Source organism: Methanobacterium sp. (assembly GCA_030017655.1).
In the GTDB taxonomy this organism is placed as follows: domain Archaea; phylum Methanobacteriota; class Methanobacteria; order Methanobacteriales; family Methanobacteriaceae; genus Methanobacterium_D.
The window spans coordinates 1-589 of the sequence record JASEIM010000089.1; the positions used below are offsets into that span (position 1 = coordinate 1).

Genomic DNA, 589 nt, shown 5'->3' on the forward strand with positions numbered 1-589 from the left:
TTGCCTCAACTAGAGCATCATGAACTCCATCTAATATTGCCTTTTTATATTTTTCGGATTTTCCTTTTCTTATCTCTATTTTAACAAGGGGGCCATTTTAACAACCTTTAAAAAATCTTTTCACTATACCTTTTGGTATATTTTCTATTATTGAATTTTTTTAGATATTATTGGCTCATTGTATTTAATTTTTTGATATTTATTCTTTATTTCATTATACTGTGAATAATAAACCCAGAATAAATGTGGAGTTAATGTTTTTTTAACTAAAATAACTTCAGTAGTACATTTTTTGTTTTCTATGATTTTCTTAATAGTATTAAAAATTTTATTTTAACCAAAATCTTTATATAGTATAAGAACTACTAGTTATATTACTGACTAATAAGTCATAAGTATGATTAAATAGTCATTAAAGATGGGTGAAATCATATGTCACTTGCAAAATGGAAGGAAAGAGAAAGAGAGCAGCGTCAAATCGATATTATCAAAGCTGCCAGGAAACTATTCGCTGATAAAGGCTTTGATGTTTCAATGGATGAAATAGCAAAAGAGGTTGGTCTTGGTAAAAGCACACTTTATCTTTATT

General features: G+C 26.8%; 2 protein-coding genes. One reads left to right on the forward strand and one right to left on the reverse strand.

Annotation, left to right across the window (positions count from 1 at the left end; translation table 11 throughout):
• Window positions 1–79, reverse strand: a 79-nt coding sequence (locus tag QMD61_11755) for a tautomerase family protein (protein MDI6725308.1), incomplete at its 3' end; no start/stop codon positions are given.
• 353 nt (window positions 80–432) lie between these two features.
• Here QMD61_11755 and QMD61_11760 point away from each other — a divergent pair.
• On the forward strand, window positions 433–589 hold a 157-nt coding region (locus tag QMD61_11760; GenBank protein ID MDI6725309.1), incomplete at its 3' end, for a helix-turn-helix domain-containing protein.